General features: G+C 60.4%; 21 protein-coding genes. 11 read left to right on the top strand and 10 right to left on the bottom strand.

Features of this window, described 5'->3' with window-relative positions:
* The 3 genes from AC24GY_RS19410 to AC24GY_RS19420 form a co-directional block, all read left to right on the top strand.
* Window positions 1-450 (top strand): hypothetical protein (locus AC24GY_RS19410; protein ID WP_487686539.1); only part of this gene is annotated, 450 nt, incomplete at its 5' end.
* 58 nt (window positions 451-508) lie between these two features.
* The gene (locus AC24GY_RS19415; RefSeq protein ID WP_487686541.1) at window positions 509-1,198 is read left to right on the top strand and encodes a hypothetical protein; all 690 of its coding nucleotides are present in this window, start codon (window positions 509-511) and stop codon (window positions 1,196-1,198) included.
* 77 nt (window positions 1,199-1,275) lie between these two features.
* On the top strand, window positions 1,276-1,815 hold the full coding sequence (locus tag AC24GY_RS19420; protein ID WP_487686543.1) for a GrpB family protein: 540 nt from the start codon (window positions 1,276-1,278) through the stop codon (window positions 1,813-1,815).
* Between the two features lie 19 nt (window positions 1,816-1,834).
* Here the strand turns inward: AC24GY_RS19420 and AC24GY_RS19425 are convergent, their stop codons facing one another.
* Window positions 1,835-2,962, bottom strand: coding sequence for an Lrp/AsnC family transcriptional regulator (locus AC24GY_RS19425; protein ID WP_487686545.1), 1,128 nt, complete (start codon window positions 2,960-2,962; stop codon window positions 1,835-1,837).
* A 104-nt stretch (window positions 2,963-3,066) separates the two neighbouring features.
* Here AC24GY_RS19425 and AC24GY_RS19430 point away from each other — a divergent pair, with 104 nt between their 5' ends.
* The 3 genes from AC24GY_RS19430 to AC24GY_RS19440 all read left to right on the top strand — a co-directional run bounded on the left by AC24GY_RS19430 (window position 3,067) and on the right by AC24GY_RS19440 (window position 6,590).
* Window positions 3,067-3,444: a DciA family protein gene (locus AC24GY_RS19430; RefSeq protein WP_397385693.1), complete on the top strand. Its 378-nt coding sequence runs from the start codon at window positions 3,067-3,069 to the stop codon at window positions 3,442-3,444.
* Window positions 3,445-3,687: 243 nt separating this feature from the next.
* Window positions 3,688-5,163, top strand: coding sequence for a CbiX/SirB N-terminal domain-containing protein (locus AC24GY_RS19435; protein WP_487686547.1), 1,476 nt, complete (start codon window positions 3,688-3,690; stop codon window positions 5,161-5,163).
* Between the two features lie 191 nt (window positions 5,164-5,354).
* Window positions 5,355-6,590 carry a DUF1015 domain-containing protein gene (locus tag AC24GY_RS19440; protein ID WP_487686549.1) on the top strand — a complete coding sequence of 412 codons (1,236 nt, stop codon included), beginning with the start codon at window positions 5,355-5,357 and terminating at the stop codon, window positions 6,588-6,590.
* Between the two features lie 126 nt (window positions 6,591-6,716).
* Here AC24GY_RS19440 and tilS read toward each other — a convergent pair whose 3' ends face one another.
* Entirely contained in the window at window positions 6,717-7,679 is a 963-nt protein-coding gene (tilS, locus tag AC24GY_RS19445; protein ID WP_487686550.1) for a tRNA lysidine(34) synthetase TilS, read from the bottom strand.
* 111 nt (window positions 7,680-7,790) lie between these two features.
* On the opposite strand from tilS, the gene cobA reads away from it, so the two are divergent.
* Window positions 7,791-9,317 carry a uroporphyrinogen-III C-methyltransferase gene (cobA, locus tag AC24GY_RS19450; RefSeq protein WP_487686551.1) on the top strand — a complete coding sequence of 509 codons (1,527 nt, stop codon included), beginning with the start codon at window positions 7,791-7,793 and terminating at the stop codon, window positions 9,315-9,317.
* Between the two features lie 29 nt (window positions 9,318-9,346).
* Here the strand turns inward: cobA and AC24GY_RS19455 are convergent, their stop codons facing one another.
* Complete coding sequence (locus tag AC24GY_RS19455) at window positions 9,347-9,778, bottom strand: MarR family winged helix-turn-helix transcriptional regulator (RefSeq protein ID WP_487686552.1); 432 nt, start codon at window positions 9,776-9,778, stop codon at window positions 9,347-9,349.
* A gap of 307 nt (window positions 9,779-10,085) precedes the next feature.
* On the opposite strand from AC24GY_RS19455, the gene AC24GY_RS19460 reads away from it, so the two are divergent.
* Together AC24GY_RS19460 and AC24GY_RS19465 are read left to right on the top strand one after the other, a co-directional pair.
* Window positions 10,086-10,496 carry a hypothetical protein gene (locus tag AC24GY_RS19460; RefSeq protein ID WP_487686553.1) on the top strand — a complete coding sequence of 137 codons (411 nt, stop codon included), beginning with the start codon at window positions 10,086-10,088 and terminating at the stop codon, window positions 10,494-10,496.
* A gap of 208 nt (window positions 10,497-10,704) precedes the next feature.
* Entirely contained in the window at window positions 10,705-11,391 is a 687-nt protein-coding gene (locus AC24GY_RS19465) for an HPP family protein (protein ID WP_487686554.1), read from the top strand.
* Between the two features lie 55 nt (window positions 11,392-11,446).
* Here the strand turns inward: AC24GY_RS19465 and AC24GY_RS19470 are convergent, their stop codons facing one another.
* Window positions 11,447-12,145, bottom strand: a complete 699-nt coding sequence (locus AC24GY_RS19470; protein WP_487686555.1) for a hypothetical protein — start codon at window positions 12,143-12,145, stop codon at window positions 11,447-11,449.
* 132 nt (window positions 12,146-12,277) lie between these two features.
* Window positions 12,278-13,378, bottom strand: a complete 1,101-nt coding sequence (locus AC24GY_RS19475; protein ID WP_422321338.1) for a transporter substrate-binding domain-containing protein — start codon at window positions 13,376-13,378, stop codon at window positions 12,278-12,280.
* A 98-nt stretch (window positions 13,379-13,476) separates the two neighbouring features.
* Between AC24GY_RS19475 and ygfZ the strand changes: the two genes are divergently transcribed.
* Entirely contained in the window at window positions 13,477-14,364 is an 888-nt protein-coding gene (gene ygfZ / locus AC24GY_RS19480; protein WP_422321339.1) for a CAF17-like 4Fe-4S cluster assembly/insertion protein YgfZ, read from the top strand.
* 398 nt (window positions 14,365-14,762) lie between these two features.
* Here ygfZ and AC24GY_RS19485 read toward each other — a convergent pair whose 3' ends face one another.
* Both AC24GY_RS19485 and AC24GY_RS19490 read right to left on the bottom strand, forming a co-directional pair.
* Window positions 14,763-16,076, bottom strand: coding sequence for a hypothetical protein (locus tag AC24GY_RS19485; RefSeq protein WP_487686556.1), 1,314 nt, complete (start codon window positions 16,074-16,076; stop codon window positions 14,763-14,765).
* A gap of 120 nt (window positions 16,077-16,196) precedes the next feature.
* Window positions 16,197-17,492 carry an acetylxylan esterase gene (locus AC24GY_RS19490; protein WP_487686557.1) on the bottom strand — a complete coding sequence of 432 codons (1,296 nt, stop codon included), beginning with the start codon at window positions 17,490-17,492 and terminating at the stop codon, window positions 16,197-16,199.
* Window positions 17,493-17,595: 103 nt separating this feature from the next.
* On the opposite strand from AC24GY_RS19490, the gene AC24GY_RS19495 reads away from it, so the two are divergent.
* Window positions 17,596-18,618 carry a phosphodiester glycosidase family protein gene (locus AC24GY_RS19495; protein WP_487686558.1) on the top strand — a complete coding sequence of 341 codons (1,023 nt, stop codon included), beginning with the start codon at window positions 17,596-17,598 and terminating at the stop codon, window positions 18,616-18,618.
* Here the strand turns inward: AC24GY_RS19495 and AC24GY_RS19500 are convergent.
* The 3 genes from AC24GY_RS19500 to tsaB are packed head-to-tail and all read right to left on the bottom strand — an operon-like array spanning window position 18,596 to window position 21,915.
* Complete coding sequence (locus AC24GY_RS19500) at window positions 18,596-20,416, bottom strand: FAD-dependent oxidoreductase (RefSeq protein ID WP_487686559.1); 1,821 nt, start codon at window positions 20,414-20,416, stop codon at window positions 18,596-18,598. The two genes, AC24GY_RS19495 and AC24GY_RS19500, sit on opposite strands and share 23 nt — an antisense overlap.
* A gap of 30 nt (window positions 20,417-20,446) precedes the next feature.
* Window positions 20,447-21,295 (bottom strand): SMP-30/gluconolactonase/LRE family protein, encoded by an 849-nt coding sequence (locus AC24GY_RS19505; protein WP_487686560.1) that lies wholly within the window; start codon window positions 21,293-21,295, stop codon window positions 20,447-20,449.
* Window positions 21,292-21,915: a tRNA (adenosine(37)-N6)-threonylcarbamoyltransferase complex dimerization subunit type 1 TsaB gene (gene tsaB, locus AC24GY_RS19510; RefSeq protein ID WP_487686561.1), complete on the bottom strand. Its 624-nt coding sequence runs from the start codon at window positions 21,913-21,915 to the stop codon at window positions 21,292-21,294. Before tsaB ends, AC24GY_RS19505 begins: the two co-directional genes overlap by 4 nt.
* Between the last annotated feature and the right edge of the window lie 28 nt (window positions 21,916-21,943).

Here is a 21,943-nt window from a genome sequence, read left to right on the forward strand (position 1 = left end):
CACTCCCTGCACGATTCCGCCCATCCCATGAAGTCCCTGCCCGCTGTTGCTTCTGCCCTGTTCCTTCTCGTCATCCTCAGCAGTTGCTCCTCCGCCCCCAAGCGCCCGGTGGATCCCTATGAATACCTGACGATCTCCGGACAGATCGACGGCAGCGAAAAGTTCACCTTCACCCAAGACGGTGTGAAATGGACGCACCTCCACTGGTCCGAGCCCGATGACATGACGTTCAAGGGCAAGCCCTGGAACAACCCGCGCAAGACACCGGCCCAGTGGGCCGAGTATGCCAGCCTGGACCTCCCCCATGCCACCATCGTCAAACGCAAGGGCCGCGACGTCGTGGCCCTGGAGCCCACCAGCAACGGCTTCATTCTCTATCTGGCCGATTCTCCCAACGGCGCCGGACACTACTCCGTCACCATCGCCATTCCCAAGCAGCCGAAGAAGTGAGCAATCCCACGTCACCTCTCGGCGATGCATGCTGAGGCAAGGCCTGCCACAGAAAGTTATGCGTCACCTCTTGATCCCCATCCTCTCGCTTCTCCTGCTGGCTCCCGGTTGCAACCGCAAGCCGCCCAAGGCCGTCGTCCCGCCGCTGCCTTCCGTAAAAATGGAAGACGTCCCCGCCCCGGCCAGCGTGAGCGTGACGATTCCGCGCGGATCGAACCTGCGCGAGGTGGCGGCCACCGCCTACGGGAACGAAGATTTCAGCGGCTTCGTCGCAGCGCTCAATGGCCTGGCCGACCCTGCGCGCGTGGCGGCCGGTGCCGTGCTCAAGACGCCCTCACTGCCCGCCGCCTTGCATGATGCCGGACTCGACCCGGCCTACCAGCCTGCCTTCAATGTGCTGGCCCAGACCTGGGCGGAACTGTACACCGCACTGCCGGACTATGAGCGCGAGCGTGATGCCGCCGGCGCTCGTGATGGCACCACCTTTGCCATCACTGTCGCCCTCAGCCGCCATCTCCTCCAATGCGCGGACAATATGGACGCCGCACTCGATGTTCTGGCCCATCCCAAAAAAGGCCACAAAATGCCCCGCAGCCCCCTCGGACAGTTTTACGGGGTTTCGGACATGCTACGCTCCTTTGCCACCGGACGAGTCGGGAGCCTCGACTACGACATTTTCATGGCTGAAAAGGGCATTGGCCTGGGCTTCACGTATGCCCTCATTTGGGTGAAGGATAACCATCAATAAACTTCTGAGAAATGACGAAAGCCCAAAGGCTGGAAACTCCCGTGAACTTTTCCCATCATCAATTCTAAACGACGGCCATGAGCGAAGTCCTGATCGGCGGCACTGAAAAGCGCGAGATCGTGATCGTGGATCACGACCCATGCTGGGCGTCGAAGTTTGACCACCATGCCGCGCGCATCTTCCTGGCCCTGGGTTCCAAGGCACTCGTCATCGAGCATGTGGGCTCCACCTCCGTTCCCGGACTGGCCGCCAAGCCCATCATCGACATCGACGTGCTCGTCGCAGACTCCGCCGACGAAGCCGCCTACCTGGATGCGCTGGTGGCCGCAGGCTACCTCCTCCGCGTGCGTGAGCCGGACTGGCATGAGCACCGCATGCTCCGCACCCCGGAGCTGGATGTTCACATTCATGTCTTCACCATCGGCTGCGTGGAGCACACCCGGCATGTGCTGTTTCGCGACTGGCTGCGCACCCACGCCGCAGACCGGCAGCTCTATGAGTCAGTCAAACGCAGGCTCGCGCAGCAGGACTGGCCGGACATGAACGCCTATGCAAACGCCAAAGGCGCGGTGGTGGAGGAAATCCTCACACGAGCCGCGCCGGGCGTTTCAATGTAAACAAAATCACGCACAGCCCTCACACCACCGGCCCCGCCACATCCTTCCACTTCGCGTGCCATTCCTTGAACACGATCGGTGAGATCTCGCTGGGCTTGATTTCGCTGCGACCGCCCCAGAACACATTCGTGTATTCCAGCGGGATGCCTTCTTCGGCCAGATGCTTGTCGATGGCGGCCTTGTGGGCCAGCACCATTTCTTTGTCCGTGCCGTGGATGACGCCCATGATGTTCACGTTGGCAAAGCGGTCGCCGCCTTCACGCCAGTAGGCGTGGGTCATGATGGTGTGGCGGCCCACTTCGCCGCCTGCACGTTCTTCCATGCCCTTTGGCACCTTCCAGTGGAAGAGTGCATTGAAGCGCGTGACGCGCACGCCTGTGGAGCTGGGCTTCACGTGCTCCAGGAAGGTCGAGAAGCGGCCGATGACGCCTTTTTTATCGAGCTGTTTGGCGACTTCACAGAATTTCTCAAACGAGACCCCCGCAGCCTTGGCGCGGCCTTCCCAAGGGTTTGGGCCCACTTCGTCCACGCTCAGGTCACCTTTGAGGTGCAGCAGCACGTTCCACTCTTCCTCATCCAGTTCGGCGATGTTGGTGGTCATCATCACGGCAGGCACTTCGGCGCGCTCGCCGGGCTCCAGCGTCTTGCGGCGCACATGGCCCACGCCCAGGGCGAAGATGCCGTGCGCTTCCATGGTGTAGTAGCTCTCCGCACCGATCAGCTTCGCCAGCACATCGCAATGCTGGTTGATGTCATAGCCCTGCGGCACTTTCAGCGTGGTCCACAGGCGGTAGTCGCTCCCGCTCACCTCACGGTCCGTGGAGCGCAGCACCACGTGCCCGCTGAAGGGGTCCTGCTTGAAGAGGAATTCAAAGGCGGCGTCCAGCTTTTCCGTGGGCACCTTCCAGGCCACCAGCGCGCCTTCGGCCAGCTTGTTGGCCAGCAGGGTCTGACGCACGCGGCGGATCACCCCGGCCTTCAGCATCGCCTGGATGCGCTCCACCACCGTCTCCAGCGGCAGGCCGCTCAACTGTGCAATGTCCTGAAACGGCGTGGGGGTGAAGCCCTTGATGCGGTCCTCGCTCACGGCGAGAATCTGCGCGTTGATCGGGTCGGTATGGTCGGTGGGGAGAGTGGCGGCGGACATGGCGGTTGGTCGGGGGAGAGGGCATCTTTAGCGGCGGCCTGCCGGAAATGCGAGATTTGAAATTTGCGATTTAGCACCCGCCAATTGCCGTCTAGGGTGCGCCCATGGATAAACGCAAGCCCACCGCCGCCATGCGCAGGCGCCACAACCTCATCTCGGCGTGGCGTGGCGTGGAGGACGGGCCGCTGATGGACCTGCCCACGCTGAGGGTGGGAGACCTCGCCACGCAGATCATGGCCAAGGCCGGCATGTCCAATCGCGTGAAGCTGGAGGACATCCTCGCCGCCTGGCAGGAGATCGTCGGCGCGTTCCTTTTCAAACTCACCCGCCCGGACACCTTCGAGCGCGGCATCCTCAGCGTCCGCCTCATTCAGCCCACAGCCCACCACGCACTGATGCAGGAGAAAGTGAAAATTCTCAAACGCCTTCAGGAGAAGCTGCCCGATGCGAAGATCAAAGACCTGCGCTTCCGCCACGGTTGAATGAGAAATGAGGAAACTCGCATGACGAATTGTTTCCAACCGCGCCTCCCGTGACGTAATCACGGGCCATTCGCATCGCACCACTCCATCACTCCGCGTATCCCCTCTTCAATTTTCAGTTTTCAATTCTCAGTTCCCAGTTTTCAGTTTCTCCGCCTCGCCTCACCCTACGTGTACTTTAGGATCGAGGACGAGTTCGAGTAGGAGGACGAGGACGAACCAGACACACCACTTCATCTCTTCTTGAACTCTTACTCTCACGCCGCCCTCATCATCGTCGGTCACGGTTCCACCACGAACCCGGACTCCAGCTCCCCGACGCATCTGCACGCCGACTCCATCCGCCGTCGCGGTCTCTTCCGCGAAGTCGTCTGCTGCTTCTGGAAAGAGGAGCCGAACATGCGCGAGGTGTACGAGATGGTGGACAGCGAGGTCATCTACATCGTCCCGAATTTCATCAGCGAAGGCTACTTCTGCCAGCAGGTGCTCCCGCGTGAACTGCGGCTCGACGGCCCCACCACGCAGCGAGATGGCAAAACGATCCACTACTGCGATCCCGTGGGCATCCACCCGAACATGACGCGCCTGCTTATTCAGCGTGCCGATGAAGTCGCCCCCCATGTGCCGCGCGATCAGACCAGCCTCGTCATCGTCGGCCACGGCACCAGCCTGAACGAAAACTCCACCAAGGCCATTCAGGATCAGGTCGCCCTCATTCGCGGCGGCCACTACGGCTTCGCCGAAGTCATCGACGCCTACATGGAAGAGGCCCCCTTTGTGAAGGACTGGGCCACGCTCACCACCGCGCCGAACGTCGTCGTCGTCCCCTTCTTCATCGCCGACGGCCTGCACAGCTTTCAAGACATCCCCGTCCTCCTCGGCATGCGCGAGGACGTCGGCGAGGCACTCAGCGAGAGCGGCGTCTTCCATCAAAACCCGCACCACCTCCAGGGCCGCCAGATCTACTACAGCGGCGCCATCGGCACCGAACCCCTCATGGCAGACGTCATCCTCGATCAGGTGCACGACTTCGACGCCAAGCACCAGGTGCAGAGCAAAAAAGGCATGCCCAACGACGAGGTGAAATCCTCCCTCGCCTACTGGTTGAATTCCGGCCTCGATGAGATCGGCGAGATCCTCATCACCACCAACCCCGACGGTACCTACTCGCTCTGCCACATCGCCGATCGCGGCAAAGCGGATCTGCAAATCCACCACGAGGCGCACGATGCCCTCTTCATCGCCCGGAACGATGCCTGCGGCACCTTCCGCCCGCTGCACTCCGCGCCAACCTTGAATCGCGGGTGGCGTCTCGATCTCACCGACCTCGACGAACTGCGCCTAGCGCTCGATTTCTTCTACCCCGCCGCCATCGGCATGGCGCGTGCGCTTGAGCAGGAAAAACTCACCGCCGTCCCCCTGCGCGATCTCCTTGGCCGTCAGACCGGCATGTACCGCTTCGTCAACACCATCACCGATGATCAGGCCCACGCGCTCATCGGCAAGACCTGCGCCAATACAAAGTGCCTCCGCCGCATCCTCTGGCCCCTCACCGCCACCCAGCCCATGGCCGGAGCCGCCGCAGGCAAAACGCAGCCCAACCACGCCCCCAACGCCATGCCCCTGCTCTGCATCGAAGCCTGCACCCATGTGGTGTCAGCAGCGCGCAAAGTAGCGCGGGAGAATCATGAGGCGAATGCTGCGAAGAGTGCGGAGTGAAAGTTGTCCAGTTGCGCCGCACAAAGGCTCACGCTTTCTCTCCGGCCAATTTACAATTCTCAGTTTTCAGTTCTCAGTTTACAATCTCCTGCCGGTCTGCACTTGCCCAGCTTTGATGAACTTCCATTCAGGACAGCCTTCCGGCCTTGCTCCGCGATTGACAACCGCCCCCCCTCGCTCTATCCCGCCCCATGCGCATCCGCTCATTCAAAGGTCTCGTCCCCACCCAGAAAAACGCCCCCGAAGTCGCCGCCGTTCCTTACGACGTGGTGAACCGTGAGGAAGCCGCCGCCCTGGCCAAGGGCAAGCCCTTCAGCCTCCTGCATGTGGACCGCGCCGAAATCGACCTCGATCCTGAAATCGACCCCTATTCCGCCCCCGTTTACGCCAAGGCCCGCGAAAACTTCGACCGCCTGCAAAAGGACGGCATCCTGGTGCGCGAAGGCAAGCCCTGCATGTACCTCTACCGCCAGGTCATCGCCGGCCACAGCCAGACCGGCCTCGTCACCGTCTGTCACACCGAGGACTACGAGAAGGACATCATCAAGAAGCATGAAAAGACCCGTCAGGACAAAGAGGACGACCGCACCAATCTCGTCGATGCTCTCAACGCCAACACCGGCCCCATCTTCCTCACCTATCGCCAGCGTCCGAGCATCAGCGCCCTGATCGAGAGCTTCATGAAGGACGAGAAGCCCATCAATGACTTCACCGCCCCCGATGGCGTGCGTCATCAGCTCTGGCGCCTCTCACTGGGCCTCTGCGTCTCCCTGACCGGCCTGTTTGAAAGCCAGGTCCCCTGCGCCTACGTGGCGGACGGCCACCACCGCGCCGCCAGCGCCTTCCGCGTCAGCAAGCTCCGCCGCGAGGCCAATCCGAACCACACCGGCGAGGAAAACTACAACTGGTTCCTCAGCGTCCTCTTCCCCGGCAACGAGCTCAAAATCCTGCCCTACAACCGCGCCGTCAAAGACCTCAACTGCAACGACCGCGAGGAGTTCCTCAAGAAGGTCGGCGAAGTCTTCACGATCAAGCCCACCACGCTCAAGTCCCCCACCAAGGGCGGCCAGTGCTGCATGTACCTCAAGGACCAGTGGTACGAGCTCACCTGGGAGGCCGCCAAAGACGCCAGCCCCATCGACCAGCTTGACGTCAGCATCCTGCAGGACCGCCTCCTCAAGCCGATCCTCGGCATCGACGACCCGCGCACCAGCAAGCGCATCGACTTCATCGGCGGAATCCGTGGCACCGCAGAACTGGAAAAACTCGTGAATGGCAAGGAGCACACCGTCGCCTTCTCCATGTTCCCCACCACCGTCGATCAGCTCATGGCCATCTCCGACGTCGGCCAGATCATGCCCCCCAAGAGCACCTGGTTTGAACCCAAACTCCGCAGCGGCCTGTTCATCCACACTCTGGAAGGGTAAGCTTCTTCAAAGTACTCGCGATCTTCAGCTCGCTCCGGGAAAGTACTTGTGAGCTTTAGCTCACTCTGGATGGCGTGCGTTCTTCCCAGAATCCGGAACGAGCTAAAGCTCGTGAGTACTTTCCCACTACTCCACCCACATCCGCTTCGCCTTGCGCCGCAGGTGCCTGTCCCCCGGCAGATTGATCTTCGCCGCACCATCCGGCGCCAGCATGCCCATCGCTGCATCAATGACATCATGCTCGATGCCCGGCAGCTCCCACGCCTCGCGCAGCCACAGCGCAAACACCCGTGACGACACCGCCGGATGCAACGCCAGCAGCTCCGGCGTGATCACCAGCGAGCGATCCTCCTTCACCTGCCCGTCCGCCATCAGAAACGCCAGGGCCTGACGCTGCAGCGCATCATCATCCTGCTCCGCCAGCGAGCCCAGCCGCAGCACCTGCGGCACCACGTCACGATCAAAAATATCATTCAGCAGCGGCAGCGCCTCATGCCGCACCCGGTTCCGGCGGTGCTTCGGCGAGGTGTTGCTCGAATCTTCCCGATACTTGAAGCGCTTGGATTTCAGATACGCATCGATCTCGCTGCGCCGTGCCTGCAGCAGCGGGCGCACCAGATGCAGGCCCGAGTCCAGCCGCTGCACCGCATGAATGCCCGCCAGCCCCGCCAGCCCCGTGCCACGGCAAAGATTCGCCAAAATCGTCTCCGCCTGATCTTCCGCATGATGCGCCAGCAGCACGACCCACACATCGTATTTCTCCGCCATGCGCAGCAGAAACGCATGCCGAGCCTCGCGCGCCGCCGTCTCGGTCGAAACACGGCTTTTCTCCGCCAGCGCCGCCACATCCTCCGTCTCGATCTCGCACTTCAGCCCCAGCTTCTTCGCCATGCGCCGCACAAAGGCCGCATCGTCGATCGATTCCTTGCCCCGCAGACCATGGTTCAAATGGCAGAGAATCAGCTGGGTGAACCCCGCCTCCCGCAGCAGGTGCAGCAGCGCCACCGAGTCCCGCCCGCCCGAGATCGCCAGCAGCACCGGTTCAGACGGATCACAGGCAGCAGGCAGATTTAAGAGGATGGCAGGCACGGTTGGCATCCTTAACGATTTAACCTCGACCACCGATCAGTAAAAGGGAATCCGTCATCCATCCTTGCAGTAAGCCGTGGTTTCGACACCTTGAGCGCCCCCTTTCCCACCATGGCCACCAAGAAAATCACCCCTGGCATCTGTTATCTCGTCGGCGCCGGTCCCGGCGATCCCGGACTTCTCACGCTCAAGGGAAAGGAATGCATCGAAGCCGCTGACGTCCTCGTTTACGACTACCTCTGCAATCCCGAGCACCTGCGCTATGCCAAGGACGGCGCGGCCAGCATCTACGTCGGCAAGAAGGCCGGCGACCACACGCTCTCGCAGGAGGAAATCAACAAACTCATCGTCAAGCTCACCACCGAAGGCAAGACGGTCACGCGCCTGAAGGGCGGCGATCCCGTGCTCTTTGGCCGTGGGGCCGAGGAAGCCGCCGAGCTCCATGAAGCCGGCGTGAAGTTTGAAATCGTCCCCGGCATCACCTCCGCCATCGCAGGCCCTGCCTACGCTGGCATCCCGGTCACGCACCGCTCCCACGCCTCCCAGCTCACCATCTTCACCGGCCACGAAGACCCGACGAAGCCGGACACCTCGCTCAATTACGCCAAGATCGCCCAGGCAGACGGCACCAAGGTCTTCCTCATGGGCGTGGAGCGCATCGAGGAAATCACCCGCGAATTCCTCAAGCACGGCGCCAATCCGGAAACCCCCGTCGCCCTTGTGCGCTGGGCCACGCACAGCCACCAGCAGACCCTCGTTGGCACCCTGAGCGACATCGCCGCCAAGGTGAAGGCAGCAGGCTTCAAAGCCCCCGCCGTGGCCGTCGTCGGCGACGTCGTCACCGAGCGCCCGCAGTTGAACTGGTTTGAAGACCGCCCGCTTTTTGGCAAGAGAATCGTCGTCACCCGCACCCGTGCTCAGGCCAGCGTGCTGACCAAGCAGCTCTCCGTGCTCGGTGCCAACGTCATCGAAATCCCCACCATCCGCATCGCTCCCGTGGAAGACCAGCTTTCCTTCGGCGAGCTCGTCCAGGACTGCCACACCTACGACTGGATCATCTTCACCAGCCCGAACGGCGTGGACGCCTTCTTCACCATGTTCGACAAGCTCTACAACGACGCCCGCTGCATCGGCGGCGTGCGCATTGCCTGCATCGGACCCGGCACCGCCGAAAAGGTGAAGGCCCGCCACCTCGCCGTGGACCTCATGCCCGACAAAAAGAACTACGTCGCCGAAGGCCTCGTCAAAGCCTTCAAAGACCACCAGGACATGGACAACGTGAAGGTGCTCTGGGTCCGCGCCCAGGAAGCGCGCGAAGTCATCGCCAACGAACTCAGCGGCATGGGCGCCATCGTCGATGAATGCGAAGCCTACCGCACCGTCGCCGAGACCGAGGACAACCTCGAAGCCCTCGCCCGCCTCAAAGAAGAAGGCGCCGACATGATCACCTTCACCAGCGCCTCCACCGTCGAGCACTTCCTCAACCTCAAAGTCGCCCTGCCCGAAGGCATCAAGATCGCCAGCATCGGCCCCGTCACCAGCGCCGCCATCAAAGCCCACGGCCTCAAGGTCGATGTCGAAGCCAAAGAAAACAGCATCCCCGGCCTCGTCGCTGCGATTGAGAAGTTTTGGAAGTAGGGCGGACGTTCAGGAAAAATAACAGCCCCTCAAGCCCCCGCATCTCCCTGCCCCAGTCTCTGCAGCAGATTGCTCAATTCCGGCCCAATGAGCCGCAGTTGCTCCCGGTGCATGGATGAAAGCTCCTCCAGCACGCCCTCGCCACGCGGGGTGAGGCTGATGTGCACCTGACGCCGGTCCTCCGCCGAGGTGTCCCGCTCCACCAGATTCTCCAGCACCAGCCGGTCGATCAAACCGACAGCGCTGTGGTGTTTGATCTGCAGACGTTCCGCCAGTTCCCCCACTGTCACGCGGTCTCGGCCAGGATACCCTTTGATCGCCAGCAGCGCCTGATGCTGCTGCGGCGTCAGCCCTGCCCCTCCTGCGGCATCTTCACTGAAGCGAAGGAATTTCCTCAACGCGAAGCGAAACGCCGCGAGGTTTTCATACTGAGCTTTGGAGAACGGTTTGCGTCTGGGCATGCCGTCTTGTGGAGCATTTTCAGGGCCATCCTTGTTTGACATATATCGTAATACGATACTTATTTGCAAAATGCCAGTCCACCCAAGCCTGACAGTCGCATTGTGCCTCCATGCCCGGACCACAACGTCGTTGCGGATCATTTTCTCACCGCTTCTGCCTGCGGCTTCAACATTCGATGGCTCTCAGCCAATCAGAGCTGAATCGCAGCCGCCCCCTTCCCCACCATGCTGCTCATCACCAAAGCACTGCTGATCAAGCTCCTCATCGCCGCGAGTGCCGGCGGTGTCATTTATGCCCTCTGCTGACATGCCACGTTTCCACTACTTCCGTGATGCCTTGTTCCTGACCGCCTGCATGGCCTACGGCATCAACCGCTGCTTCATCAAGCCCCATGCACTACCGGGCTTCATGATGTTTCACTTCAATGACCTCTGGCTCATCCCCTGCGCGCTGCCTCCCGTGCTCTGGCTGCATCACCGTCTGGGGTTGCGCGCGCAGGATGGGCCTCCGCAACCACTCGAGATCGCAGGACATCTCGTGTTCTGGTCCCTGCTCTTCGAGTGGTTCATTCCCAAGCTCACGCACGCAACAGGAGATCCCGCCGATGTGGCCGCATACGCCCTCGGAGCCATCATCGCCGGCTTGTGGTGGAACCGTCACCGCTGGCTCGCAGCCACCCGCACGGGCCTTGGCTTCCCGCTCACTCCTTCCCGATGAAGCCCCATCCGCCCAGCCATGTGACGCCTCCAAAGCGTGCGCCAGAGGGCCCAGGCGCAGATGCCTTGCTTGCCCAGCTAGCCCATCTTGCCAAGGAGCAAGAACTCGAAGACGAGCCAGCGAGCTATGCCAGCCCGCCCTGTTATCTCGCCGAGTTTTCTGATGCGGGCCTGGCTGATCACCCCGCAAAATAAAACCGCTCAGGCACGTGCCCATCCCCACTCTGCGCCAATGGCTCGGCATCGAGCTCATCGAAGTCAGCATCACTGAAAAAGCCGTCTCCGTCCTCGGCGGCGGACTCGCCATCCTGGCATTGATCGCCATTTCCACATACGCCCTCCCAGGAGGCGGAGCAGCCGCTCTCATCACCTCCATGGGGGCCAGCGCCGTGCTGCTCTTTGGCGTGCCTCACGGCCAGCTTTCCCAGCCATGGCCGGTCATAGCAGGGCATGGTATCTCCGCGCTCATTGGCGTCGCCTGTGCGCAGTTCATCCCTCACGCCGCCATCGCCTCAGCCTGCGCAGTCGGCCTCGCCATCGGGGCCATGCAGCAGCTCAAATGCATCCACCCGCCCGGCGGCGCCACCGCCTTCACCGCTGTCATGGGTGGCAGCGCCATCCACCAGCTCGGCTTCAGCTTCGTGCTCTTTCCCGTCCTCACCAATGCCCTCATCATGGTGCTGCTCGCCGTGCTCATCAACTACGCCTTCCACTGGCGCCGCTACCCCAACGCCTTCCATCACCCCGCACAGAAGCCCAGCGCCCCCACAGATGAATCACTTCCCACTCACGAGGCAATCATCGCCGCCATCCGCTCCCTCGATTCCTTCGTGGACATCAGCGAAGACGATCTCCTCCGGCTGCTCGAACTGCTGAAATCCCATTCAAAACACTGAAGCCACGGATTCATCCACCCTGCTCCGGCTTCCGTGTATTCAGTGTATTCCGTGGTCAAATTTCAGCCTCTTCTCGCCTCTGCGTCATCACCGTCACCACCAGAATGAAGAAGCACATCACCACAGAAAACAGCGGAAACTGCAGCGCCGCAGGCAGGCTGTAAACAAGGGCCAGCGCAGGGATCCACACCAGCCAGTTCGTGATGAGCACCGTCGGGCAGGTGCGCGTCCAGAACTCACGGTTCAAGGTCGGCCGCGTGCGTGCCCAGGAGCCGCCCAGTTCCACCCAGCGCAGGGCGATCACATACGTGGGCACAAACCAGATCGGGCTCATGATGAACTGATCCACCAGCACCTTCTTCACCAGCGTGGCACCATCATGCGCGTCCCCAAACATCCAGGTCTGGAAGTGATAAAACAGATCGATCTCCATGCCGCGATACCCCCAGAACAGCATGAGCAGCAGCAGACGCTTTCCTCCCCCCTCCTTCGGCAGCGTGCCCATGATCCGCTGAATGCCCGTGGGCATGAGCGCTGCGGCAAACATGGTGGAGACACAGGAAAAAGCGAAGGACCAGTGCGTCTTGAACGCCCCCAGCGACTCCCAAAAGCCCGCCAGCGCCGGCACCTGATAGTAGCTGACCACCAGGGCCACGGCGAACACGTTAAGCACCAGGCATGGCACGCGGTTCTGCCGAAACACCGCCACGATGGTGGCAAATATTCCAGGTGTGGATGTGGGAGAGGCAGGCATACGACGCTCAATCCTTCATGTCTGCGGAAGGCCAAAATGGCAAGCAGCTTGATCACACAGCCTGATCAGCGCCCAGCAAAAGAGCGACAGCATCACGCCGTCGCTCTTTTGTGGATTCAAAAGGGGCAGACCTTACTTGTCCTCGCCGAAGTACTTCTTCCGCAGTTCGTTGCCCACGCCCTGTTCGGTGAGTTTCAGGAGGCCTTGGTTCAGCTTCTCACGCAGTGTGCTGTCCTGCTGCAGGGCGAAGGAGTAGTTCTGTTTCTCAAACATGGGGCCGACCATCTGCAGATTTTCGTCATTCAGTTTGCCGGCTTCGTATTGCAGCACGGGTGCATCGTACACGACAGCATCCACATCTTTACCCTTCAATGCGGCCACGCATTCGGTGACCGTGGCATAGGGCACCACTTTGGCCCCCTTGGTGGAGAGCCAGGTTTCGGCGGTGCTGCCCTTGACGGTGGCCACTTTGCGGCCGGGCAGATCACCAGGGCCATTGATGTCGCCCTTGAGGGTGTTGACGGTCAGGGTGGTGGTGAAGGAAGCGGTGAGCAAGGAGACCAGCACGATGCTCAGCAGCATCCAAACGATGGCCACGATACGACCACCAAGGCCAACGGGGCCCTTGTTGTCTGCGCCACCCACGAGCAGCGTGCTGATCGTCCACCAGAAGGACTCCAACATTCCCTTCTTGTAGTCTTCGGGCCATTGGTCGCCGTTCAACGGATGCTCAAAGCGCCAGACAAGGTGGGAGATGATGAGCATCGTCACCATGAGCAGGGCGAAAGCACCGATGAGCTCGACGTTAAAGAGATTGCCGATGAGGGAGAAGATGCTGTCAGCAAAGCTGCCGCTGCCGCCATTGACCAGCACCTGCAGACCTGACTCATAGAAGGGCTGCGTGAAGTCGATGACTTCTTCGCGCTTGGCCGTGACGCTGATCGCACCCACGCCCACATCCGCCGTTTTGTTCTTCAGCTCCTCGATGATTTCAGCTGCGGTGTTCACCACCTTGACTTCGTAGTCCAGCTTCGTCTCACGTGCCAGCTGGTCCCACAACTCCGCTGCATAGCCCAGACGGCGGCCGTCCTTGTCGAAGGAAAATGGCTCCAGATTGCGGGTGACAACGCGGATCTTTCCTTCCGTTGGTGCAGCAGCCGGAGCCTGTGCAGCGGCCTCCGGGACAAGACTGAAAATGGAAACAGTAGAAAGGAGCAGTAAAAGTGTACGCATGAGAGGAACGATGACACTGCCTCACCACCGAGTTGAGTCAATACAATCCCTCGACTTTGCCAGCTTGCGAGGCCGCACAGTCTGCTCATTCATAAGGCATGACCGCCAGTTTCTTCCAGCAGATCACCACCCACGGAGCCGCCGTGAATCTTTCCTCCCGCGCCAAATTCAGGCTCACCGGCGCCGACCGTACTCGCTATCTGAACGGCCAGGTCACCAACGACATGCGCCAGGTCAAATCCGATGAATCTCTCTATGCCTGCGTGACGGATGTGAAGGGCCGCATCGCTGCAGATGTGTTTGTGCATGCCGAGGGCGACTCTCTGCTGCTGGACGCCGAACCCGATCTTCGCGAAACGCTGGGCATGCGTCTTGAGCGCTACATCGTGGCCGATGACGTGGAACTCACCGACGTCACCGAGGAGTGGCAGCTCTGGCATGTCCGGGGTGGTGCAGACGCCCCTGCCCGCATGGACAACGTTCATTGTGCGCAGGATTGCCCGCACCACATCCTGCACTCGTCACGCTACGGCGCAGAAGGCCTCGACATCTGGCTTCCCGCATCGGCAGACGCTCCCACATTCGAATCACTCCTCATCTTGAGTGAGGCCGACCTCGAAACCTGGCGCATCCTGCAGAAAATCCCCCGCTGGCCGCACGAACTGAACACCGAAACGTTTCCGCCGGAAGCCGACCTCGAAGCCAGGGCCATGAACTTCACCAAAGGCTGCTACATCGGCCAGGAAGTGCTCTCACGCATCAAAACCACCGGCAAAATGCCACGCGAGATGATCGCCTTCGAATCCGACGTGGCAGTGAATGAAGGAGACGAACTCTGGATTGAAAAGGCCCTCGGCAAAGTCACCAGCGTGACAAAGCATCCCACCACAGGCCAGACCATCGGACTGGCAATGATCCGGCAAGGAACGCCACATCAGGAGCTGCGCGTTGGTGGCAGTTCAGGACCAATGCTCTACCATTTTTAATAATGGCGTGGCTTTTCTCGCTCATAACCTCGCGCGAAAATCAAGCGAATCCCCTCTCCCCACCGAAGACAGAACAAAGGCCCAGAACATCCTATGGGGAGAGGTCAGGTGAGGGGTAGCCCAAGTTGGCGAAGGATGCCTGTCGCCACCTCACCCCGGCTCTCTCCCCCAAAGAAAAAATACTTTTTGATTTCGTGTGTCAGGGGCGGGGAGAGTGAGAACCGCTTTCGCCGCTCTGGATTTGTCGCATGCCTCATTATTAAAAATGCTCCGAGACAGCGCTGATTGAGTTCGACTGTTCGGCTCATGGCTCCAGCATGCAGCACCCATAAAAAAGCGCATGGTCCGGAGACCATGCGCTTGGAATTGTTTCAGGAAGAAACTCTCACTGCGAAGGATTACTCCTCGCAGCAGCCGCCGTCGTCGCAATCGGCAGCGCCGTCGCAATCGTCGTCGTCTTCTTCTTCCTCTTCTTCATCCTCGTCAGCGTCTTCTTCGTCGGACTCGCCGTCGCCGTCGTCGTCGGTGTCTTCTTCGTCGCTGACGCCGTCGTTGTCGTCATCTTCATCTTCTTCGTCGGAGATGCCGTCGCCGTCGTCGTCGTCTTCGCAGTCCGCAGCTTCGTCGGCGAGGGACTGGTCGTCTTCTTCTTCATCATCCTCGTCCTCTTCCTCCTCCTGCTCTTCATCGATCTCCTCTTCGTCTTCGGCATCTTCTTCCGTCGCGATTTCTTCCTCGTAGCTTTCCACAGACTCCTCATAGGAGGAGACTTCAGTCACGCTGATGGAGGTGCTGATGGAAGTGCTTTCGTAGTAGCTGCCGTAGTTGGAGATGCTCGAGTCATAGTAGTTCCAGCCGTCATAGTAGGTCCAAGCCGATCCACCAAAGATGGAAGTCAGCACATTGACGAAAGGAGTGAGCTTGCCCCATGAGGACTGGTAGTAGTCCGGGTAGTAGGACCGGGAGATGTTGCCATAAGCGCCCATCGAGTTTCTCAGGCGGGCGGTCTGGTACTGATACTTCGCGTAGGTGCCGCGATCAGTACCCTGAATGCCCAGGATCTTCGTGGCAAGGTTGATCAAGTCCGCGATCATGCGGGACTGATAGGACTTGGGTTTCGCAGATGCGGCAGCCTGCTTCAGGTTGCCGATCAGCTCTTCCATCTTCGGGCCTGCAGCCTGAATTTCAGCGAGTTCAGCATCCGTGAGCTTGCCCTTTTTGCCGCCTTTTTTCAGGATGGCAACGGAAGGGCCGAAATGGCTGAGGTACATTTCATAAGCGGCATCGAGGGATTTCACACCGCGGCCCACCTGGGACTTCGGATGTGCACCGCGGATGATGGCCCAGGTGGTGGAAAGCTGTGTCACGCCTTCACCGGTGGTGTCCAGGCCTTTGAGCATCTCAGGGCTCTTGTCTGCAATGCCTTTTTCAAGCTGATCGAGCCCCTTCGCGGTGGACTTCAGGGCGGCGTAAAACGGCACCGCCTGCTTGGACTTCGGATTGATGTCCTTGGAATTCTTGGCGATGAAGGCGACGGAAGCCTTCATGTCTTTCACCAGAGAGGTGGCCGTGGGCGGGGCACCTTTCTTGTTCTGGGCAGGCTTACCCTTGGCTTTTGCCTCCTGGCCCTGAAGTGGCAGACCAGAAACGCCCAGAAGGCTGAGACTGGCGATGAACGCGATGGATTTAAACAATGGGAGTCGGGATGTCATAGGCAGAGGCTTAACACTATGCTAGCCAAGTCTTTATAATACCGTTTTTTGCGTTTTTTGAAAGAATCCCGTGCTTAGAAACGCCCATTTAGCAAATACGTGGCGGTTAACACCACATAATCACCTAAGCCTATTCTCGCGAACATGCTTCAGGGCAGCCGCCTGCATGAACTTGCTGGCTGCAGGTGTGTTGGTATGCCCTGCGAGAATGTCATTGTGAATTTCCTTGGGAACCGTGAGGGCGTTGTAGGCCGCATACACGCTGGTCGGTGGGCAGGTCGTGTCGATAAAGCCCACAGTCACCGCCGCGCCCTTGCACTTCGCACGGATGGCAAAGTTGACATTGTCAAAGTAGCGCGACGCCTGCAGCGCGGCGGCGTTTGGCTTGCCCTCCGCATCTTTGGGAACGATTTTGGGCCAGCCGCTGATGCGGTTGGCCTGGCTGCCGGTGTGGTCACAGCCCGCAGGCACGCCTGCGCAGATGAATGAGACCCGTTGATCCAGCCCCGCCGCCGCAAACGCCTGAAAGCCCCCCTGGCTGGAACCATACACAATCAGCGTCTTCCCATCCCACTCCGGCTGCGCCGTGAGAAAGTCGATCGCACGGATCAGACGCAGGAACATGCCTTTGAAGTAGATCTTTTCGCGGTCCTGCGGGTTCGCGTTCGGATAGCCCTTCAGTTCTCCCGCCACCAGCGCGTCATAAAACTCCTTCGGCCTCCCGTTGGGCAGACCGTGTGCATTGATGTCCATCGACAACATTCCGCCTTCGTTCAGCGCCCAGGAAACGCTGCCGAGAGTCGAACTGCGCACACCGGCCCCATGCACATGAAGGATCGCCGGGAGAGACTTGGCCTTGGCTTGCAGCGGTTTGCCAAAGTAACCGCTCACCGGTTTGCCCACGCAGTCGATCTGCACATCAAACGCCGCCACACCCTTCGGCACCCCCGTCGTCACGGGTGTGAGCACCGCCTTCGCCGGCACCTGCGCCAGCGCCGCCTTCTGGGCATCCCAGAACGCATCAAAATCTTCCGGCACAGGCATGCTGGGCTTGAGCAGCAATGGATCATAACCTGCGCCGGCCATGGTTGATGCCTTGTCACTCGTGGCACGCATCAGCAGAAAGCCGGGTTCATCCAGCTTTCCGATGAGCGTTGCCTTGCCGTCCTTCACATTCAGCGTCTGCGGCGGTTGCGGCTGCACGCCATCCTTGGAAAGCACGCACACCACCTTCCCATCCGCCAGGGGTTTGCCGTCATGCAGCACCTCGATCATGAAGGTCGCCGTCTCACCCGCCTTGTACAAGGCATCCGGATGATCCGTGCTGGCCTTCAGCGTCAGTGCCGGAGCAGGAGTCTGCGCCTGCAGACCGAGGGAAATGAGAAGCCACAATGCGGAGAACAGTTTCAATTTCATACCTTCAAAGTTCGAACAGGGCCGGGCCCGAATCAATCTTCATTCATCGGCATGACATCGGCTCTTGATCGTTACTCACTGTTCTCCATGCTGCCCCACCCCCATGATTAGAAAACGCGGATGCCTCAAGCTGCTTCTGCTGCTCGCCCTTGCCGGCGCGCTGCTGGCCTGGCTTGCCGGTGAGGTCTTTTTCAATCTGAACAGCAATGTCGTCGCCGTCAGCGTGCGTGATTCCAAAGCACCGCTCCAGATTCTCACCAAGCGCGGCGAGTGGAAACCCGCCGTCGCCTTGACCGCCGGGGATCTCGACACCGCCCAAATCGAGCGCCATCGCGAGACCGGCATGCGCTGGACCACCCTCAAAGTCCGGCGCCAGGGTGGCACCCTGGCCAGCATCGCCCAGAGAGTTTTCGGGGCGGAGGTCCAGATCGTCACCCTCTCGCCTGACCGCTTTGATTTCATGATGACCTATCAGCCGAAGTTTGCCCTCACCACGGCGAGGGAGCGCATGGAAGACGGCAATTTTTGGTTCACCATCACCGCGAACTTTCGCGATCCCAAGGGACTCCCCATGGGGTGGGTCTATCACGAAGGCCGTCAGGTCAATCCCCCTTTCGGCGACTGGAGCGGATGCTTCTTCGTCAGAGACGGCCGCCCGTGGTGCGGGCCGAAGTCGCTGCTCAATGAAGTCCCCGGTCTCATTCAGGAAGGCTGCCAGGTCTATCCCTCCGTGATGAAGAACCACACCACTTTTTCCTATGTGGATCTGAAGCCCGACGCCTTCTTCGACGGTTCCAAAATCAGCTACCGATCCCTCATCGGCATGCGCCAGGACGGCACCATCGTCTTCGTCCTCTCCGGCGACGGCGGCGTCATGAACGTCAGCGAAGTCACCGAGATCGCCCGCAAGCTGAGCGTCCAGCATGCCACCCTCCTCGACGGCGGCCGCGCCCTGCAATACTCCATCCGCACCGACGACGGCCCCTGGCACTTCCACGCCTTCAACACCGAACTCCCCTTTCAACACAAGTGGCTCGAACGCCAGCGCTCCCCTGTCTACATCGGCGTTCGTCGCAAGGCACCGGTGATTATTGAGGGGGCCTCTAGTCTGCTTTCCCCGCCTTGAGCTTCTTCATCCAGTCAGGGTGTTGCTTCTTGTAGGCCTGAAACGCGGCATGCTCCTCAATCGAGATCTTCCCGTCCTTGCTGGTGTCGATGAACGGAAACAGCCACTCCCAGCCGGGCTTGGCTTCATTCCATTCTTCTTTGGATTCCCACTCTCCCGCCTCCACGCCTGTATGTCGGACCGCAGGCCCGCTCCAAGCCAGTATCTGGCCGCGTTCCAGCAGGCGGCTGCGGAGCTTCGTTGCATTAATTTGCTGCACCGGCACACCTTCATGGATGGACTGAGCCGCAGCCACACCGGCGGATTCCCCCAGCACACAGAACACCGGCTCCATACGCGCTGATGCATAGGCAATGTAGCTGGCCGAGAAGCAGACCGGCACCAGCAGATTGCTGCAAGCCTCTGCCTTCGGCGTGATCGCGCGATACGGAATGGGATAAGGATGCCCCGTACCTTGGGAGCCGCCGACAAACATGTTGCCCTCCGTTGCCACACCCATCTTCCCGGTGCCGGGATCTGCCACGGCGTAACGACGCACCGGATAGATGTCCACACCATAAAGAGCCAGCCCAATGCTGTCCTCCACTTGCGTCTTGTTCCACACATCCGCCAGCGTCAGCACATAAGGCCCCTGCATCCGCCGAGTGATTCGCACGTAAAGCTGATTGGGCCAGCCCTCGGTCTCGGCGTGCATCGTTTTGTCCAGTCCGAGCGCCGCAGTCTCGGCGCGAAAGTTCTCCGGCACCCGTGAGTCCGTGCTCAGAAAGTGATGCAGTCCACTGAGGTAGTCCTTGTGCTGCCGCCAGATGCGCGACTTTGCTTCCCAATTCCCATCCTGGTAATACCGGCTCACTCCCAACGGCGCGATGGTAACCAAAGAGTCTCGCTTGTAGTTGTACTCACCGCTGTTGAGCCAGCCCGGAAAGATGTCCCGCAACCGCTTGAGCAGTTTCTCTTCTCCCTCCGTACTGCGAACGAGGTGCTCCACATAGCGTCCGACCACTTCAAAATCCTTCGCGTCATAACCCGCCGGTTTTTCAAACGCGATGCGCTTCGCCGAATCACGCGTCACATAGAAGCGATAGTTGTAGGCCTGCGTGTAATCATCCGCCGCTCCCTTTGGTAATCCATGATCTGCATCCACCAGCGGCAGCAGGCCGCTCTTGGCATCCCCTTGCACTACATAGGGATCAATGGGCGTCCAGTTCGTCGTCGGCCCGACGCCTGCCAGTTCTTCATTGAAGACCTCCTTGGCTTCGCGCCCCACGGCATACGGCACCGCAGCCGCCGCCATGACATCGCCCTCATAGCTGGCATCGATGAACACCTTCGCTTCGACCACGGCGGCATCGAATTGCGCAGCCTTGGGTGCAGGCACCCCGTTCTTGTCTGGCGGCGCGAGCTCCAGCACCAGTTTCGTGATCGCCTTGCCGGTCTTTTCCACCTTTTGCACACGATGCTCAAAGAGCACCGAAATCTTCTCCTCCTCCAACCACGCCGCGAAGGCCTGACGGATGGCAGGTGGCTGTTTCCCCAGTTTGAAAACACGGCTCGTCGTCAGCCCGCCCACCGCCTGCGGTGCCGCACAGTCCTGCATCGGCTTGATCCCCGCACCGAGAATCCCACCCACCCAGCGGCTGGGCTCCACGATGAGAACCGAACACCCCTCCTGCCTTGCCGTCACAGCAGCCACAATGCCTGCGGGCGTTGCGCCATACACGCACACATCCACCCTCTGGGGAGTGACTTGAGCATTTGCTGTATGCAGGGCCAATAGGAACAGAACAGGGCGTATCATCCGCCTATCTGGCCACAGCTTGGGACTCTGTCACCCGCCAAATGCGCTGGACGGTACTCCCTGCGCACCGGGGCGGCAGACGAAGAGGCGTCCGGCGAGGGGTTCTTCAAGGTCGGGTTTCTTGCCGGTGGTGATGTAGAGATCGCGCAAATCAGGGCCGCCAAAGGCACAGGCGGTCGTTTCGACACAGGGGAAGTCGATCTGCATCTCCTCCTTCTGGGTGGCGGGATTGAAGCAGACCACCTTGGCGCCGTGGCAGAAGGCGATCCAGAGACGATCTTCGCTGTCGATGGTCATGCCATCGGGGGAGGAGGGATCGGCGCTGGTGTCCCAGACGACACGCTCGTTGGTGATGGCGCTGGTGGCGTTGTCGTAGTCGAAGGCGCGCACTTTTTTGCTGGGCGTGTCGATGTAGTACATCGTGTTTGCAGCACGGTTCCAAATGATGCCGTTGGAGTTGGTGACGGGACCAAATTTCTTTTCGACGCGCAGATCGGTATGAAGGCAGTAAAGAGAGGCATCAGGACGCTTCTGGAGGCAAATGGTGCCAGCCCAGAGGCGACCGGCAGGATCGCACTTGCCGTCGTTGAAGCGGTTGTCGGGGAGGTTGGGCTCGGGATCAGCGATGAGGGTGCTGATACCGGTGGATTCATCGAGGAAGAAGAAGCCGTTGTCGCCTGCCCAGACCAAGCCGCCGCTGGCGCGGGGAACGACAGTGCCGACGCGCTGGCCGACGTCCCAGATCTTTTCTTCACCTGTCGATGGGGTGAGGGAAATGATCTTATAGGTTTCAATATCAACGTACAACAGGCGGTCGCCGTGCCAGATTGGGCCTTCGCCCCATTCGGAAACGTGGTTGGAGATGAGTTCGGGAGTCATGGTGTGGGGCGCTTGGGAAGGGTGATGAAAGCTTCGGCGAGGTAGTGGGGAATGAGGGGCTGATCGATGAGGGCGGCGAGCTCGGCGGCAGGCAAGGATTGGACGATTTTGGCAAGCTTGGCGGCGTCTGGTTTGGCGGAACGGAGGGACAGGCCGAGCGGACATTTGGCGTCGAACGTGTACACTATTTCGCAATCGGCGACGCGTTCGCGGGCCACTTCGGCAGAAACGATTTCGAGGTCGGGCAGCAGGCGGCCGTTTTCGACGCGGGCCAGGTAGAAACTCTGGCGGCGGGCATCGCCAATGATGTTGTAACTGGCGGGAGCATCCAGGTCCGGCGCGGTGAGGGAGGACCAGCCGACGCACCAGACATTGCGCGAAAGTGCGATGCCCTGAGCGGCGGCGATGGCGATGCGGACGCCGGTGTAGGAGCCGGGGCCGTTGCCGATGACGATGCCGGTGAGTTGATCGCCTGCAGCCGCGAGAGCTTCGCGCAAGGGGGCGAAGACCTGGGCGTTGTGGGAGCGCTCGGACTGGAAGGTGGAGCGGAAGAGCACGTCATCGCCCCGCACGACGGCGATGCTGCCGTGGGCGGTGGAGAGGTCGAGGGCGAGGAGCATGAAGGGATTGGCCGAAAGAGAGGAAAGA

Source organism: Prosthecobacter sp. Pr1, assembly GCF_057652315.1.